The 1,044-nt window shown below is 62.5% G+C and carries 1 protein-coding gene; it reads left to right on the top strand.

The window, feature by feature from the left end:
* Positions 1–194 precede the first annotated feature (194 nt).
* Positions 195–1,044: ATP-binding cassette domain-containing protein (locus EN991_RS37505; RefSeq protein WP_245461191.1), on the top strand; the 850-nt coding region annotated here is incomplete at its 3' end.

The raw sequence follows: 1,044 nt of genomic DNA, 5'->3' as shown, positions 1-1,044 counted from the left end.
TTCCAGGGCCCTCTGAAAAAGCAAGACGGCACCATCGTTGTCGATGTCGGCGGGAAGGTCGACGATGCGGCGCTCTGGTCGATGGACTATTTCGTCGACGGTGTCATCGGCACCATGCCGGCGAAGTAATGACGACGGCGCTTCAGCAAGCGGGCGACATGCGACGACCGCTGGGCACGCCGGCGGCTCTGTTGATGCGCGGCATAGGCAAGTCGTTTGACGGCAAAGCCGCGCTCCGCGATGCGTCCTTCTGTCTCGAATGGGGGGAGGTGCATGCCATTGTCGGTGAGAACGGTGCAGGCAAGTCCACTTTGATGAACGTGGCGGCCGGCGTCTATGTAGCAGACGGGGGCGAGCAATCGATCGACGGCGAAGCGATCAGTTTGCGCAGCCCGCTGGAAGCCGCCGCCGCCGGTCTCGGCATGGTCCATCAGCATTTCCGGCTGGTCGAGAGTTTTACGGTTGCCGAAAATGTTCTCCTCGGCTTCGGCCGCAAGGCTGCTATGAAAACGCTGACCGATGCGGCGGCGATCGTTTCCGCCAAGTCGAGCGAGATCGGCCTGCCCGTCGATCCGCACAAGCTGGTAGCGAATCTTTCGATCGCCGAACGCCAGCGCGCCGAGATCATCAAGGTCATGCTTCTGGGCGCCCGAATTCTGGTCATGGACGAACCGACGGCGGTGCTGACCGACGAGGAAGCGCGCACGCTCCTCTCTTTTGCCCAACGATTGTCGAGGCAAGGTCACGCCGTGGTTCTGATCACGCACAAGTTCCGGGAGGTTGCCGCTTTCTGCGACCGGGTAACGATCATGCGGCACGGCGAGACCGTACTTGAGGGTGCGCGGGTTGCGAACGTCACCGAAGCGGAGGTGGCGCGCTTGATGGTCGGCGATGCCTTGACGGTTGCGGGCAGGCCGTTATCTCGGCCGGGTGATGTGTGTCTGAGCGTGGAAAGGCTTTCCGCACGGGCGACCGCTCACGGGCAAAGCCTGAACGATCTCGGGTTCGAGCTGCATGTAGGCGAAATCCTTGGCATCGCCGGCG

Source organism: Mesorhizobium sp. M7A.F.Ca.US.005.03.2.1, from assembly GCF_003997795.1.
GTDB classification, from domain to species: domain Bacteria; phylum Pseudomonadota; class Alphaproteobacteria; order Rhizobiales; family Rhizobiaceae; genus Mesorhizobium; species Mesorhizobium ciceri.
The sequence above is the reverse complement of the archived record's forward strand: the minus strand, read 5'-3'. Positions and strand labels throughout refer to the sequence as shown.